This is a genomic window from Flavicella sp. (assembly GCF_029238425.1).
Taxonomy (GTDB): domain Bacteria; phylum Bacteroidota; class Bacteroidia; order Flavobacteriales; family Flavobacteriaceae; genus Flavicella.
Window position 1 is genome coordinate 88,030 of sequence record NZ_JAQWGB010000106.1, and the last position, 16,599, is coordinate 104,628.

Genomic DNA, 16,599 nt, shown 5'->3' on the forward strand with positions numbered 1-16,599 from the left:
TTAATTTTTAACTTTTGCAATAAGTTTATTTAAAACGAAAGCTTCCGTTTTTTCAATAGATTCAAAAGTATTTCCCGCAATATGAGGTGTTATAATAACATTTTCATTTTCACGTGCATAACTTACTAATGGATGTTTAGAAATATCAGGTTCGCCGAAAAGGACATCAGTTGCATATCCTGCAATTTCATTGTTTTTTAAAGCGTTTATTAAATCCAATTCATCAATAACTCCTCCTCTAGCAGTATTGACAATAAATGCAGTATTCTTTAAATGGGATAATACATGTCCATTTATAATATTATGCGTTGCTTTTTGATAAGGTAAATGTATTGAGAGAATATCTACTTTAGAACACAATTCTATCATAGAATTAGCTCTTTTGAATTTCGAGTCGATTATTTCATGAGTAATGTCATAATAGAAAATTTCCATTCCCATAACCAAATAATATTCAGCCACAATTTTCCCCAAACGTCCCATTCCTAAAACCCCAACCTTTTTCTTATACAGTTCAAAACCTTGAAATTCATAACGGTTCCATTCGCCATTTTCAACATGTTGAAAAGCTCTTTTAGATCTACGAATCAAACTTAAAATCAATCCGATTGTATGTTCAGCAGTTGCTCTTACTTCCTTTAAAAATTCACTTTCTCCTTTAAGACTCAATATATGTATTCCTACTTTTTTACAGGCTTCAACGTCTATATGATCTAAACCAGTCGCAGCACAAAGGATATATTTACACTGAGCGTTCTTAACAATCTCTTCAGTGATTTTATGATTCAATCGGAACCAAAATACATCACAATTTTGAAGTGCTATTTTTAATTCTTCAATAGTCTGAATTCTTTCATAACTAATTGTAGAAACTGAGCGTAATTTTTGTTCATTATCCTCCGAAAGTTTTGCTATCCCTGAAATACACGTATGCATCATAAGTTTCCTTTTTTCCACTCTTTAATAAGTGTTTCAGTAATTAACAAATCTCTTTCCGTGTCTACATTAGACCATTTAGACTCAGGCATTACATAACCTTTTTTATTATCTGAAATAAACTTCCCCGTCTTTAAAAACGCAGAAACTCTTGTGGCATAAATAGCACCATTTCTTAGATATACAGGTTTCAAATCTTGCCTTCTTTTTCTTTCTAGTTCAGGGCGTAATCCAATCATTCTATGATCTTCATTCAAATTATACATTCTAGCTGGATGAATATCCTCTAATTCAACTAAAGAAACAACAGAATCCAAATTAACATCTTCAACAAACATTTGAATAACATTATCAATATCTTCTACTTCTCGTATTGGAGATGTCGGTTGTAATAAAACAATTAAATCATAAGTTGCCTCTAATTTTCTCAAAACTTCAAGAATTGCATCATCAATTTTTGAATTATCTTGAGCATTTTCAGAAGTTCTTTTTAAATACTCACAATTGAATGATTTTACAACCTCAATAATTTCATCAGAATCAGTAGAAACAACCACATCAGTAATGAGTTTGCTTTGCTTAGCAATATTAATGGAATATCCTATTAATGGAATACCATCAACCTTTCGGATATTCTTTTTAGGAACACCTTTGGATCCTCCTCTTGCTGGAATTAAACCTAATACCTTCATTAATACTGAATAGTTTTGTGAAATTTTAATGGGATTTCTGCTAAAATTTTGGCAATCTTTTCACCAGATTCACCATCTCCATAGATTGTTTCAGAAACAATCTTTTTATTGATAATTTGATCTTCAATTCCTTTTTTAATAGCCGCTTTATCATAAGTAACATCTAAAACATTACTTCCACGCTGGCGTCTGTTTTGTCTTGTACCAATATTTACAACGGGAACTCCTAAATACGAACATTCACGAATTCCAACACTTGAATTACCAATTAGGCATTGACTATTAGTCAATAGTCTCAAAAAATCATGTGGTTCCATATTCTTGAAGAAATGAATGTTTTTAGGTTTTTTATTTTCTCTAAAAGACCTAATACCATTTGAAGTTCCGTCAGAACCTGCATCAACATTTGGCCAAAACCAAAATGTTGGAATATTCAACTCATCTACAGCTTCTAAAGTTTTTAGAACATCTTCCTTTGCTTTTTGATATTCTGTGGTTACAGGGTGTTGCATAACAACAATATACCCTGACTGCCAATCTAAATTTTCACCTACGCCTCCATATTTTTCAATTGGATTAAAGTTTAAATCAGGATTCTCTTTAATTTCGTTTGCTAAATCTATTGACGGACAACCTGTATTGATGACAAAATATTCCTCTTCTCCCATTTTCAATACGCGCTCTTTTGCATCTTCTGAAGCTACTAAATGAATGTCAGCTAATTTAGTATTTGCATGTCGAACTTTTTCATCAATATTCCCAGTTACTTCACCACCTTGGATATGAATTAAAGGAATATTTTGATAAGAAGCTGCAATTGAGGTTGCAATAGTTTCAAAGCGATCTGCAATTGTAATTACAGCATCTGGTTGTAAATTATAAAACACCGTTGAAAGTTCCATCACCCCCAATCCTGTTGTCTTTGCCATTGATGTAGGGTTTTCCCCCTCAAGTACCATAAACACCTTTTCATCTATGGTAAAACCATCATTTTCAATAGTATCCACAGCATTCCCATAGCGTCCTAATAAAGCTGATCCTGCCACAACCAATTGTAATTCTAGTTTTGGATGTTTATCAATAGCTTTTAAGGCCGTTTTTATTCTACTATAGGATGGGCGTGCTGTTATAACAATACATATTTTTCTCTTGCTCATATCAAATCGGGTTCATTTAAAAAATCCCATTTATTTAAAGGCCTACTCAATTTTTTCCCTAAAACTTTTTCATAATCAGAAGCAAGAATTCCAAAACCCTTAGGTTTTTTGGCTTCCAAATCATCAAATGTAAGAATGTGGTTTAGGGGTAAAGTTTTATTTACAGCCAATGATTTCTCAAAAATACTTTTTAATTCGAAAAAAGCATAATTTTTTTCTTTATTTATTGGGTTTTTAACAGCTTGAGAAATATTAGCAACGGCTTTGACTAAATGTTTTGTTTCTGGGATGGTTAAGGACGACTTTGCATCTGGACCAAACATTTCTTTATCAAACACTACATGAAACTCCAAAATTTCAGCACCTAGGGCTGTAGCTGCAATACAGGCTTCAGTAGAGGCTGAATGATCAGAAAAACCAACTGTAACATTATATCGTTCTTTTAATTCTTGAATAACATTCAAACCAAATTGTTCAGGTTTGGTTGGATAAGAAGTTGTGCATTGCAATATAGAATAGTCAACGTCTCTTTCTTTTAAAAATGCAACCGTTGCATCCAATTCGTCTAAAGAACTCATTCCTGAAGAAATAATCACGGGTTTTCCTGTTTTTGCTATTTTTTCCAAAAGAAGAAAATTATTCACTTCTCCTGACCCTATTTTATATCGCTTTACTCCTACTTCTTCCAACAACTCTACCGCAGCGTTACTAAAGGGAGAGCTCATAAATTCTAAGCCTACATCATCGCAGTGTTTTTTTATCCCAGCCCATTGCTCTAAAGTAAACTCCATCCGTTTCCAATAAGCGAACCTTGTATCATCTTCATAAGAAAAATTAACACGGAATGACTCATGAATACTACTTTCTGCATCTGCAATATGGGTTTGAAATTTAATAGCATCAACACCTGTTTTTGAAACGGCATCAATATATGAATGTAAAATTCCTAAACTACCTTCGTGCGCCTGACCTATTTCTGCAATTGTAAATACCATTATTCTAAATTTTCTAAATATTTTTTCAATTCTTGAACTCTATTTTCAACAGTAAAACTCTTTAAAAAAGTTTCTTTCCCTTTTTTTGAAATTCTTTGTCGAGCTGACTTATCGGATAAAATTAGGTTAATTTTTGAAGTCATTTCTTCCAATGTATCACAAAGCAACGAATTTTCTTTATCCCATACTTCAGGAAAAGCTTCTACCGATGCTTTTGTCCCAACTAACACTTGTTCATAATTAAAGATCAACGGCAACCTAGTTCTGGTGCCGGTATTAAATTCCCAAGGAATAATATGTATATCTTGCGGATGCAATACATCGGATAGTTCTTTAACAAACCCCAAACATTCTATATTCGTATCTTTTAATTTTTTTAATAAGGAAGCAGGGGCTTCACTTAAGCCTCCAATTATTATTAATTTTATAGTTGGATTTTCTTTTTTGATTGAATCCCAACAAACATCCAAAAACCGCTCTAGCCCCAATCGGTTGGCAGTGGTTCCCATTCCTCCTAAATGTATAATATTTGGTTTGTCATTTACCTGTAATTGAACTATCATATCTTTATATGTTGTTGGAATATACAAAGCTTTTTTATTACTCACTTTCTCAATTTCCAAAGCTTCTGTATTAGATCCAGAAATACAAGCAGAAACAGATTTAACCAACTTGTATTCAACTCTTTTCTTTTGAAACGTATGAAATTTTTGTAATAAATTTCCTTTTTTTCGAAGCTTTGCTAATTTAAATTCCCAATCGTGATGCGCATAAATGACGGGTATCGATAAGTTTGAAAAACCTGCCCATAAACCTGCCCACCTCCATTCTGCCCAAACAAGATCAATAGAGTGTTCTTTCGTAATTATTTTTAAGTATTTCTGGTTTTTCTTGTTCAAGAAATAGTACTCAAAAATATGAGGTCTAAAAAAAGCATTGAACAACCTATCAGTTCCATTTGTGGGTGTTTTTTGAAATATCTTATAGGAAACAATCTTCTTTACCATATCCTTTATTTCAAAAAAATCAACATCATTAAAAGTATCTGTTTCTCCCCATTGCACAGATAGAACAGTAATATTGAAGCCTGATTTGTATAATAATTCGAGATGACTATAATACACAGCAGCCCCCCCATTTACATTTGGAGAGATTTTCCCGTTATTAACAATAAAAAGAATATTTTTCATAACTCCTTTTCTATTTTTTTATATAATGCAACTACCTTATCCTTAATAATTTGATAATCCAAATCCTTTGCTATCTCATGATTTAATGAATACGCATGCGAAAGTAAATCCTCATTATTTAATGCATTCATTATATGAGAAGCTATCTCTTTTGGATCTTCTGGATTCTCTATTAAAAATCCATTCTCACCATGTGTTATATAATCTTCAGATGCTCCTCCAGGATTTGATTGTATTGGAAAAGCTCCCAAAAGTATGGCTTCTAAAAGTGTATTTGGAACACCATCTGAAATACTATTACCTATGGCAACCTTTGCTTGTCCAAATTTTTCTAAAAGTTGTTCATGAGAGATCTCTTTATATCGAGATGAATACTCAATATTTAATTTATACTTTGAGTTTAAATAACTTATTCTTTCAACAACCTTATCATGCGCAGAGTATAAATAAATATTGAATTCTCGAATTAGATCGATGTTTTTTTCAAAAGCGTCTAATACCACTAATGCCCTACCAGCCCAATGATGATATCCTTTTATCAAAATAAGTTTCTTTTCAGATAGTGGAAGTTTATACTGATTCATACTTTTCATTTCATACCCCCCTCCACCAGGAAAAATTCCAGCTACAGTGGTTTTAAAGCTCAGTTTTTTAGCTAGTTCAATATCTCTTGAATTGTCTACAAATAAATAATTTAAATTCTTTAAAATATTTTTAATCCGCTTTCTATGAAATAAATTATTTTGATATAAATACAAGTCACTTCCCCAAGAAAAATACGCCCATTTAAAATCTATTTTTTTTCTTGCTTTAAGTAAGGGATACGTTTCAGATTGCATTTCTAAACTATGTACCAAATCAGGTTGAATCTCTTCTATTACTTGAATTAATTTTTCAGACGCGGTTATTTTTAAAAACGGCTCAATATTACGAAAAATATAGGGAAGTTTTTTTTCCAAAAAGTACTCTCCTTTAAGGTACGGCAGCTTTCGTTTTGACCAACCTGTAATAAAATTTGTCCATAACAAATCTTCATGGATTGGCTTATCTAAACAATCAAACACATAAATTTCATGACCGGAATCTTTCAATTGGTTGATCCATCTAGCTGAATGGATATACTGCATACAAACAAAAAGTATCTTCATTCTAAGAATATTTTTTACTTGCTTTAATCAATATTTCCTTCATCTTCTTTCCCCAACATTGCCAATTTAACTCTTTTTCAAATTTACTTCGAGAACTTTCGGACATTCTTTTAAAAAGACTCACATCATTCATTAGAAATTTAATTCTAGACACATAGTTTTCTATTTCCGAATCATAAGGCATAGAATAGCCATTCGCTCCGTCCTCAATAATACTTGAAACACCTCCAGTGTCCGTTGTTAAAACCGGAATTCCATATGCAGCCGCTTCGCAAAAAACTATAGGGGTACAATCAGCCCTAGTTGGAACAAATAGTAAATGGGTCTGAGCTATTATTTCATTAAACTTTTTCAAATCTTCATTCAAGTTTTTATTTAAAAACGGAATAACAGACACTTCGGGATAGTTCTTAGGAGGAATGCAACCACAAATTGTAAGAGATACGTCCATACCTTGTTTTAATAACGTGTGAAAAGTTTCAATAACTATTTCTCCTCCTTTTCGAGACCAATCCTTGGCTAAAAATAAAATATTTATGGTTTTAGTAAAATCTTTATTTAGAACATCTTTTCGTTCAGGGATTACGTCAATATTTGGGCCAAAACCTACCTCAAAAACTTGCTTATTACTTAAGCCATATATCTGCTTTGCACTATTTGCTGCCCAATTTGATGAATAAATCGAAAATGTGGCCTTTTTTACAGATCTTTTAAAAACGTATTTTGATTCTGTTATAGCTAGCTTGGAAAAAGAACTATAATTTGGATAGTAATCAAGTAATAAGTCAAAAGTAGCATCCTCAAAAGTACAAATTGGAATAGTTGTATTTAAAAACGGTAACAAAGTTGAACTTGAAGGAACAAATAGAACATCCACATCTTTTAGTTTATTTCGTAGTTGCTTTGCATTATGCAAACTAATTATCATATTTTGATGCTTGTTAAATTTTTTATTAAACAATATTCTATGAATTTTATCAATCCCCCTTACTATAGTATTGATATATTTTTTACTAGCTATTGGTGCAATAATTTTTACATGCTCAAATTCCGACTCTAAAGAATTTTTCATTCTATAGTGTGTACCTGACCAAGCTCTTTTATCAAAAGGATCTAAAATAGACAAAAAACCTACTCTTACGTTACTTTTCATTTGTGTTATTTTTTAATGGTATAATACAATCCTCTAGTTTATATCAAATAAACTTTAAAGCTTGCAAAATAGAAAGCCATATCATAGTATTAAAACTTCTATTATTTCACTTATCTAGCTATATTGATGCAATAAATGTAAACAAAAACATCTTCATAATTAATCATGAAATATTCTTAACAATGAATTTAACACCAAATTTTCTGGTTTTAAATAAGTATTATAATACTTATAGTTTTCAAACATCATACTTCGAACTTTTTCAGGAGAACTTAATAACAAATCTACTTTCTCTAATAAAGTATCTTTTCCTGAAAATTCCAAATAATTATTTTCTTCTTGAAACTTACCCGGTACTTCATACCGCATAAACTCTGTAATAATTGCTCTACTTGCAGCAACTGATTCAGCAAACCGTCCTCCTGTTGAACCGAACAAGCCTAGATTCACTATGTTAATTGGAGTTTCTTTCAACTTCATCAAATAACTTCTTCTATTGGTCAAATTTTGGTTTAAGACAAGATGTTTGGCCGTTTTGCGTGCAAAAGGAGTATCAGATATTCCACCGGAAAAATATTTTCCAAATTTTTCTCGACAAGCTTCAATAGACTCTATTCTGTTGAAATTGATTAATTCCCTTTCTTCTTTCAAAGTTTTAGAATTAACATCATTTGGATCCCAAAGTCTTGTAAATAACATTGAGTCTAAATTTTCAAAAACTGGCAGTGCTTCATATCTTAATTCTTTTTGTTCATACATTTGTAAAACTTCTAAAACACGTCTTGCTTTTACTTTAAGTTTATTTTTAAAAACATCTAGCTTCTCTACTCTATAAAAAAGTCCTAGAGGCATTATTTTGCAGTTATTAAGATTGTATCGTAACAACTCTTCGTTATAACTTCGTTTAAAATAATAATCAACATCAATACATGACGTTTGAAAATGTTTTAAATTCTCTTCCCTAGTACCAGGAATCCAGTTAAAACCATCCAATAAGTCGTAAATAATGTTTATCGTTTTATTGACTTTTACCTTAATAACAGGTTTTAATGTCTTATTTATCGTTTTATTTTTTATAAACTTAAGAGAGACAATTCCTAATGACTCAAGTTTTATAAAACCTGAATACAATTGATATAAATGAGGACTATCCACCAATTCTACTTCACATACTATTTTCATGACAACTGATTTTGTGAAATTATTGATGTCAATTTTTTAAAATAATTTTCTTTAGAGTATTTTTGAATCTCTTTCTGATTATTTAAACCTATTCTTTTTGCCTCACCAGGGTTATCTATTAAAAAATTTAATTTTAACACAAGTTCTTCAATATTATTATTTATCACTAATTCATCTGAGTTTAGTAACTCTTTACATCCAATATGATTTGTTGCTATTACAGGTAACCCATACAACATATATTCCATCACAACATTTGGTGTTCCTTCAATTGTAGAAACCAATACGCCAATATCCAGTACATTCAAAATTTCAGAAACAGATTTGTTTGTTAAAACCGTAATTTTATTGGAAGATTTATTTTCCTTTTTTAATAATTGCTTATATTTTTCATTTGTATCATTTGAGTTTTTAGCATCTCCCGATAAAATTAAATGTATTTTCCTATCAACTTTTAATTCTTGAAAAGCATCAAACAACAAATCAAATAATTTTTCTTTTCTGAAATGAGAAATCATACCAATAACTATAGCATCAGAATCAACTTTTAATTGTTCTCTAATTTTACTGGAATCCTGATCTTCAAATTTCAATGAGGCATACTGAGGAAGGCAGTATAATTTGTCTCTTGGTACTTCATAAGTTTTTAGAATTTCATCAATTCCATTATTAGCATTTGCAATGAATAAGGGTGTTTTATTAATTGCAATTTTTTCTAAGAAATCTTCTCTAAAAAAATCTAGACCTAATTGATGCCAAAACGTATATTTTGCACCTGTAAATTTATATATTAAAACTGCTAATTTACTAGGAGGATTTAGAAATGGAATTATCATAAATGGTTTAAACTTCCCTACAAACCAAATCATACTAAATATATACAAAAATGTTTTGATAACATTTTTAAAATTCTGAAAGCTAAATAATTTTGAAAATTTTAAAAAATAGTCATCTCGATAATGAATATTATCCAATTTTAACTCTTGCGCATATTCTTCAAATTCGTTTGAACATATTTTTGAGTGTGTGGAGATTATTGTCACTTTACAATTTAATGTATTTTGTGCATAATCAGCAAAACCTAAAGCTTGACGTTCAGCTCCTCCTAAAACTGGAGTTTTTATTATTAAAACTATACTTTTATTTACTAAATTCATTGTCTGGAGTTATATCATAATCTAAATAATGAGGAATAGCCGTTTTTATTTCTCTACAAACAGATTAAAAATTTTCTTTTTTAACCAGAAGAATCCAACATTACTCTGAGAATAACCAAAATACACTAAGAAATTAAAGAACATCAAACTAAAAAATATTTTATAATTTAATATTTGATGCAATGCTAATTTTATTAAGATCTTGGAAAAATGTAAATTATTATTTTTTAATTTTGAAAAATAACCTCTTAAAAAATGATACAATGATTTTCTTAATATTACTATTTGTTCATTCTTCTCGAAATTTCTTAAAGAATCATTCAAACAAATCGATATAAATTTATAATAATTTATATAAATAGTTTGGATCATTTTTTGTTCATTAAATTTTGATTTATATTTTTTGTCTTTATAATAAAAGCAATCTTCTTTGTCATTAACATTAATTTTAAATTTATAACACGATATTAATGCTCTAATATGTAATTCAGGATCCTCAAAACGTAATAATAATTCATTAAAGCCATTTAGTTCTCTAAGAACACTTGTTTTCCAAATGGGACAAGTAACGGTAAAAGGAAAAACAAAACTAATAAATAGTTTAATGTACTGGTTTTGATTATTAATATCTTCTGGATATACATTACAAATATCTTTTAACTTTCCAGATTCATTTATTATTCTCATCTTAAAAACCCAAACATCGAAACTAGGATATTTTCGAATATAATCAATCCTCTTTTCTAAACAACTCTCAGATAAAAAATCATCTGAATCTAAAAAAACAATATAATCACCGTTAGCTTCTACAATACCCGTATTTCTAGCCGCAGACGGCCCTTTATTATTAGATTTTCTATCCAAAATTTTAAAACGAGTATCATGCGCACAATAATTTTTAACAATCACTTTGGTATTATCTGTCGATCCATCATCAATTAGTAAGCACTCCCAATTATCATAGGTCTGTTCTAAAACAGAGTCTAATGTTCTGAACACTAAATCACCGCTATTAAAAACAGGTATTATTATTGATACTTTTATATTGTGTTTATTTTGAGTCATTTCACTAATTCAACCATTTGTTCGTATTTGATCTTAAAATTTTATAAAAGAAATATTTTTTATAAATAAAATTTGAATCTATTAATCTTAAAAATAATTTGATCCTAATCCATTGAAAATACTTAAAAGTTTCATCTATAAAATTTAATAGATCTTCCTTTTTTTCTTCACATAACGCTTTATAACCTTCCTCAGATTTTAATTTTAATTTTAATAAATCAAATAATATTAAATTTATCGTTTTTTGTCTTAAGATTCTATCAGAAACAACCAAACATCCTATTGATGTTTTTAGTTCAAATTGCTGTTTCGCTACTTTCTTTAGCCCAGAATAAATTCCTTTATCTGTTACCCTATAGGCTGATGAAACAAAATTTAAATATTTAATTTTCCCCAATGATGATAAATAAATTGTCATAAAAGCATCTCCTCCAGGTGCACCATATACTGTACTAGGCATAGGGGTATTTCTAAAAACTCTAGTAAGTGTTGGGCAGAATAGGGGCATCTCGTGATGAGAAAATTCGTTTTTTTTTAATTCTCCCAATTCAGAATTGTCTTGCTTTTTACCTAGCTCATCAATAACAATTCTATCTGTATAACACATGATAAAATCAGGGCTATTTTCTAAAAAATCTACTTGTTTTTGTAATTTCAATGGATCAGTCCAATAATCATCTCCCTCACATATTGCTACATACTTACCGTTCCATCTAGGTGCATTATACTTCCATGTTGGTTTAATGCCTTTCGAATATTGATTTTCGGTTTGATAAATTGGTTTTATAATATCAGGGTATCTTTTCTCGTATTCCTTAATAATTTTAGTCGTATTATCTGTTGATGCATCATCATGAATTATCACTTCATAATTAAAATTAGTTTGCTGCATCAAAAAACCGTCTAAACATTCTTTGATGAATTTTTCATGATTATAAGCTAAACAACTAATACTGACAGTTATCATTTTACACGTTTTAAATTATTCATAAATAGCATATCCAAAACCTGTTTTCCCAAACCCATTTCCATTATACAACATAATTTTTTTATCTTTTACCTTAAAGACATAAGGGTATGCTATAGAATCCGAGTCCCACCCTTTATCAGATAAATCCACACCAAATAAATGATCTAGTCTAATCCAGTTTTTACCGTCTTTAGATTCAGCATATCCCCCTCTGTATCCTTTATTCATATTATCCCTAAACCCATCAATATTTCTTTTACTATACCACATTTTATATATGCCTCCTTCCTTAATAACACAAGGGCGTGCGGTTGCTTCAAACTCATGACTCGGCAATATACAATCTATATTATCTCTTACCCAGTCTATTCCATTAACAGACTCTGCATATTTTATATGATAAGAAATCTCAGGTTTATTATTAATTATTTTCCACTCACTTCCCGAAGTATACCACATCTTATAAATACCTTCGTCAAAAATCACATCAACTGCTCCAGTATAATATGGTTCATTTTTATTTCTATCTAATATTGACCCATCGTACATCCTACTGAAACTAAGCCCATTATCTTTACTTACAGCTAAACCTATTGAATTTCTAGTATGAACAGTTGTGCTTGGATTCCAGCCAATATAATACATATAAACCTCATTATTCACCCTTAAAACAGAGGAAACATTTGCTCCTGAATCGTCAAAGGCACCAATTTTACCAATATCCAAAATAGGTTTATCATGAATGGAATTTATTTTTATTGATTCTAAATTTGAAATATCAATATCAACAAATGTTGTTCTAGTTATTGGGTTTTCATCTCTTACTCCAAAATAAACTCTTACTAGGGTATCACTAATAATTAATGGCGTTGGTTTATGGCAGTGAGATAAATCAAATTCGTTTTTACCATCCGGCAAGTAAATCATCCCTTTTTTTTTCCACATATTATTTCTTTTTTAAAATAAATATTGGTCTATTTCTAAACTCACCTAATTCATCAAAGCGCTTAACATTACTATCATTTAGTACCTTATAAATTGTTTTCTCACCTATTTCTTCTGCAATACCAATTTCTGAAATTTCCCATTTATTATTCACTGCTTGCTTTACAAAATCTATCATTTCAGATTTTGTCCCATTTTCGAATAACAATTTTGTAATATCACCCTGCCAACAAAACCCCATTTGAAGAACTAATATATCTGTTTTATCATAAAAATAATTTATACAATTAGCCATTTCTTCCTTTGCCTTAATTATTGAAATATTTTTATCTCCGTAATCATCACCTAAATGATGAATTACATTAAAAAGCAATACTATATCAAAAGGTTCCTCACCTATCTGTTCTTTAAAATTTAGATATTTATTATAAACTTTTATTTTTTTATTTATTTGTATCGAAGCTTCTTTAACAAATTCAGCATGCGCCTTGGTCCCCTCAATATAAACAACTTCTGAAGCTCCAGCATCTAAACTTTCGAAAGAAAAATAACCTGTATTCCCTCCAACATCTAATATTTTTTTCCCCTCAAAATTTAAATGTTCCTTTAAGTAATTCATTCGTTCTAGCTCTTGCCTTGTTTTTACAACAATATCTTTATTAGATAAAATTGGTTTTAAGGAATTTGGAATTAGTTGATAATTAGAATGCTTACTCGTTTTAGAATATAGTTCTTTTAATTTTTTTGAATCAATCATAATTTGTTTTCAAATTCATAAATCTTTAGTGTATCGTTTCTTTTATACACTTCATTGTTTTTAATTTCACTTTTTTTAATTTCTAGCTTGTTTTCATCGAAATTATAAAAAGTTACAGGCAGCTCTTCTTTGGAGTTTTCTATACAACCCCCAGACCAATAATACCAAGTATTTGGCAGGTATTTTTTTTCCGTTAATTCATTTATTAAATTATTATCATATGCAAAACAATCAAATAAATCCATTTGGGCATCTAGAATCAATTGAGAAGGTCCCCACAACCTAGGGTTTGCCTCAATCATATAAAATTTTTCTTTATATAATTTTACTTCAATCATTATTAATCCTTTGTATCCAACTTTTTTAAAAAGGTTTATAAATTTAGTAGTAATTTTATCAAGATGATATTCACTTGATTCTGCCAAGATCATTGAACCTCCATTATACTGCTGTATATAATTCTCTTGGGAGTAAGCCGAATAGTTTCCATTAGAAAAAATATAATATAATAAATAAATACTTTTACCTTTTATATATTCTTGTAAATAAAAATCTTGTTCATCTTTATCTTTAAAATAATTATTTAATTCTTCTTCATTATGAACAACTTCTGGAGAGAAAATCTCTTTTTGTTGATTAAAATAAGTTTTAGGTTTTACCACTAAAGGATATTCCACACAATTTCTTGAAATTTGTAATGGAATATTTATCGAATTTCCCTGGCAAAGTTCTCCAAAAGAATGTTTATTAGAAAGTAATTCATACACATCCTTTTTACATAGACCAAACTCAATATTATTTTCAATTAATACTTTATTATTATCTAATAAGAATCTATTTAAATATTCTGTTGAGGGTAAAATAATAATTTTATCTAAAGTCCCTTTATCTCTAATTAAACTTGAATAATATAAAACATCCTCAATCGTTAAAGCAGGTTTTTTTCTTTCAAAAAGAATATTCTTTATATAATCCGTTTTGTAGATTAGGTCATCTATTCCTTTTGAAACGATATAAAATGGTATCTTTTTTTCAATTGCAAACCTACAGAAAGCAACAACTGCTCTGTTATTATAACCAGAAAATATTAAAACAACATTTTTACTCATAATTATGAAACTATTGAATTAACAATAAATGAAATTTGTTTTATAGATTCAAATGATAATTCTACAAAAAGAGGCAAACACAAAACTCTTTTTGAAACACTCTCACTTTCCTCACAAGCTATATAATCAACATAAGGCAACATATTTAAAGATGGAGAAAAATACCTTCTAGGAAATATTTCATTTTTATTTAACTCTTCAACTACTTTTAACAAAACCTCTTCAGAGTTAAAAATAACAGGATAGTATGCATAATTCCACTCAGTATCTTCTCTTAAATTAATTTTTTTTAGTCTAGAAAAATCCAATAAGTTATTGTACAAATCTACTACTTTTTTCCTCTCTAAAATTATCGTATCAAAATAAGGAAAAACCGCCAACCCCATTGCTCCACTAAGCTCAGACATTTTAGCATTGATACCTACATGCTCAAAAGTATTAGAAGTAACATGTCCAAAATTATGTGACTGAAGTAATTTTTTGTGAACCACATCATTCTTCGATACTAGACAACCTCCTTCACCCGTATGGAAAATTTTTGTTGCATGAAAACTACAAGTACTCATATCACCATAACTCAATAAGGCCTTCCCCCTATAATTCACTCCAAATGAATGCGCCCCATCATAAATAATTTTCAGATCATGTTTTTTTGCAATTTTTTCAATAGCATCAATATTACAAGGGTTTCCAAAAACATGAGTTGCCAAAATAGCAACTGTATTTTTATTAATCAGTGCTTCAATTTTAGTTTCATCTATCGTTAAGTACTCTGGGTCAATATCTGCATACACGGGTTTGTACCCCTCCCAAACAATTGCACTTGAAGTAGCAACATAACTAAATGGCGTTGTAATAATTTCTTTTCCTTTAGCCTCTAAAGATCGTAACGCTAATTGTAAAGGCAATGTTCCATTTGCAGTTAGTATTACATTATTAATAGTAAGCTTAGAAGATAGCTTCTGCTCTAATCGTTTAACCAACACACCCCTATTGGTCATCCATTTTTTGTTCCAAGACTCAGAAAGAATTTTTTGATATTCCTCTTGTGGAGGTAAAAAAGTTTGTGTTACATTTATCATACTACACTATGGATTCCCATTTAAATTGTGGTCTAATATATCCAGGTTCTTTTCCCATATATACCCCTACTTCTCTTTTTCTATCTATCACAGTAAACGTGATAATATCTTTTTCTACAAACACAGCTTCTTTTCTGTTTTTCACTAAAAAGAAAGATAAAAAATATTGACCAGATTGAAAAAATGATTTTGGGAAATTACATTTTAAAATATTTTTCCCTTCTGTTAATGAAATGTTATTATTACTACTAAAAGAAAACATCGCCTCTCCCATCTCATTATACAAATGATATGTTAGATGATAATGATCTTCTTTAATATTCTTTAAGAAAATCTCTGTCACTAGTGACAGTTCATCATCTTCCACCAACTTAGCTTTATCTATACCCGAAACTACTTCTATACTATTCAGCCTAAAAACATTTGTTTCATATTTTCCATCCTCAAACAATTGTTTGCCTGCATTTTTACTCAAGTAATGACTAATAGCATTATCAATATCGGTATCCACAGAAACCTCTCCGTTTTCTAATATGATAGCTCTATTACAAAGACTTTTTACGGATGCCATATTATGACTCACAAACAATACAGTTCTTCCTCCCTCCGATGAAATGTCTTGCATTTTACCAATCGCCTTTTTTTGAAATTCTGCATCCCCAACTGCCAACACTTCGTCAACAATTAAAATATCAGGCTCTAAAAATGCAGCAACTGCAAATGCCAAACGCACTTTCATTCCGCTAGAGTATCTTTTAACTGGAGTATCTATATAACGTTCACATCCTGAGAACTCAACAATTTCACCTAACTTCGAAGCTATTTCTTTCTTGGTCATACCCAGAATAGCACCGTTTAGGAATACGTTTTCTTTCCCTGTCATTTCCGGATGAAAACCTGTACCCACTTCTAATAAAGAAGCGATACGCCCATTGTATTTGATAGAACCTGTAGTTGGACCTGTTACTTTAGATAAAATTTTTAACAAGGTTGATTTTCCTGCTCCATTCTTACCAATTATTCCTAGAACCTCTCCACGTTTTACTTCAAAATTGATGTCT

16 protein-coding genes are annotated in these 16,599 nt (G+C 29.9%); all 16 read right to left on the bottom strand.

What is annotated here, in order from left to right:
* Positions 1 to 939, bottom strand: coding sequence for a D-isomer specific 2-hydroxyacid dehydrogenase family protein (locus P8H68_RS08065; RefSeq protein WP_300323237.1), 939 nt, complete (start codon positions 937 to 939; stop codon positions 1 to 3).
* Positions 936 to 1,628 (bottom strand): acylneuraminate cytidylyltransferase family protein, encoded by a 693-nt coding sequence (locus P8H68_RS08070; protein WP_300323240.1) that lies wholly within the window; start codon positions 1,626 to 1,628, stop codon positions 936 to 938. Before P8H68_RS08070 ends, P8H68_RS08065 begins: the two co-directional genes overlap by 4 nt.
* Entirely contained in the window at positions 1,628 to 2,785 is a 1,158-nt protein-coding gene (neuC, locus tag P8H68_RS08075) for a UDP-N-acetylglucosamine 2-epimerase (protein WP_300323243.1), read from the bottom strand. The genes P8H68_RS08070 and neuC overlap by 1 nt, the downstream gene beginning before the upstream one ends.
* On the bottom strand, positions 2,782 to 3,780 hold the full coding sequence (locus P8H68_RS08080) for an N-acetylneuraminate synthase family protein (protein WP_300323246.1): 999 nt from the start codon (positions 3,778 to 3,780) through the stop codon (positions 2,782 to 2,784). Before P8H68_RS08080 ends, neuC begins: the two co-directional genes overlap by 4 nt.
* The gene (locus tag P8H68_RS08085; RefSeq protein WP_300323249.1) at positions 3,780 to 4,970 is read right to left on the bottom strand and encodes a glycosyltransferase; all 1,191 of its coding nucleotides are present in this window, start codon (positions 4,968 to 4,970) and stop codon (positions 3,780 to 3,782) included. Before P8H68_RS08085 ends, P8H68_RS08080 begins: the two co-directional genes overlap by 1 nt.
* Entirely contained in the window at positions 4,967 to 6,118 is a 1,152-nt protein-coding gene (locus P8H68_RS08090) for a glycosyltransferase (protein WP_300323252.1), read from the bottom strand. The genes P8H68_RS08085 and P8H68_RS08090 overlap by 4 nt, the downstream gene beginning before the upstream one ends.
* Position 6,119: 1 nt before the next feature.
* Positions 6,120 to 7,271: a glycosyltransferase family 4 protein gene (locus P8H68_RS08095; RefSeq protein WP_300323255.1), complete on the bottom strand. Its 1,152-nt coding sequence runs from the start codon at positions 7,269 to 7,271 to the stop codon at positions 6,120 to 6,122.
* Between the two features lie 159 nt (positions 7,272 to 7,430).
* Positions 7,431 to 8,453, bottom strand: coding sequence for a hypothetical protein (locus P8H68_RS08100; protein WP_300323258.1), 1,023 nt, complete (start codon positions 8,451 to 8,453; stop codon positions 7,431 to 7,433).
* Positions 8,450 to 9,610 (bottom strand): glycosyltransferase family 4 protein, encoded by a 1,161-nt coding sequence (locus P8H68_RS08105; RefSeq protein WP_300323261.1) that lies wholly within the window; start codon positions 9,608 to 9,610, stop codon positions 8,450 to 8,452. Before P8H68_RS08105 ends, P8H68_RS08100 begins: the two co-directional genes overlap by 4 nt.
* Before the next feature lie 45 nt (positions 9,611 to 9,655).
* The gene (locus P8H68_RS08110; RefSeq protein ID WP_300323263.1) at positions 9,656 to 10,675 is read right to left on the bottom strand and encodes a glycosyltransferase family 2 protein; all 1,020 of its coding nucleotides are present in this window, start codon (positions 10,673 to 10,675) and stop codon (positions 9,656 to 9,658) included.
* A gap of 4 nt (positions 10,676 to 10,679) precedes the next feature.
* On the bottom strand, positions 10,680 to 11,642 hold the full coding sequence (locus P8H68_RS08115; RefSeq protein ID WP_300323266.1) for a glycosyltransferase: 963 nt from the start codon (positions 11,640 to 11,642) through the stop codon (positions 10,680 to 10,682).
* Positions 11,643 to 11,657: 15 nt separating this feature from the next.
* Positions 11,658 to 12,590: a hypothetical protein gene (locus tag P8H68_RS08120; protein ID WP_300323269.1), complete on the bottom strand. Its 933-nt coding sequence runs from the start codon at positions 12,588 to 12,590 to the stop codon at positions 11,658 to 11,660.
* A 1-nt stretch (position 12,591) separates the two neighbouring features.
* Positions 12,592 to 13,347, bottom strand: coding sequence for a class I SAM-dependent methyltransferase (locus P8H68_RS08125; RefSeq protein ID WP_300323272.1), 756 nt, complete (start codon positions 13,345 to 13,347; stop codon positions 12,592 to 12,594).
* Complete coding sequence (locus tag P8H68_RS08130; RefSeq protein ID WP_300323275.1) at positions 13,344 to 14,456, bottom strand: ATP-grasp domain-containing protein; 1,113 nt, start codon at positions 14,454 to 14,456, stop codon at positions 13,344 to 13,346. Before P8H68_RS08130 ends, P8H68_RS08125 begins: the two co-directional genes overlap by 4 nt.
* A gap of 2 nt (positions 14,457 to 14,458) precedes the next feature.
* The gene (locus P8H68_RS08135) at positions 14,459 to 15,538 is read right to left on the bottom strand and encodes a DegT/DnrJ/EryC1/StrS family aminotransferase (RefSeq protein ID WP_300323277.1); all 1,080 of its coding nucleotides are present in this window, start codon (positions 15,536 to 15,538) and stop codon (positions 14,459 to 14,461) included.
* 1 nt (position 15,539) lies between these two features.
* The coding region (locus P8H68_RS08140; protein ID WP_300323280.1) for an ABC transporter ATP-binding protein at positions 15,540 to 16,599 on the bottom strand (1,060 nt) is incomplete at its 5' end.